Here is a 277-nt window from a genome sequence, read left to right on the forward strand (position 1 = left end):
CTCAGCGACCTGTGTGATCCCTGGCGCGACGAGCGGCAGCAAACCGATGCCGATCCCGCCTTTCTGGTATCGGTGCTGACACCGACGTACAACACGCGGCCGGATTGGCTCAACGAACTTTACCGATCGCTCGCCAACCAGACTTACGGCCATTGGGAATGGGTGATCTGCGACGACGCGTCGAGCGACCCCGATACGCTGGCGGCGCTTCGCGCCATCGCGGCGAACGATGAGCGGGTGAGATTGAAAATGCTTCCCAGGCCTGGGGGCATATCGG

General features: G+C 62.5%; 1 protein-coding gene. It reads left to right on the forward strand.

Features of this window, described 5'->3' with window-relative positions; translation table 11 throughout:
* Nucleotides 1-277: glycosyltransferase (locus KVT31_RS29545; protein WP_217613726.1), on the forward strand; the 277-nt coding region annotated here is incomplete at both ends.

The organism is Bacillus sp. GbtcB14 (assembly GCF_019091205.1).
GTDB lineage: Bacteria > Bacillota > Bacilli > Bacillales > Bacillaceae_G > Bacillus_A > Bacillus_A cereus_AG.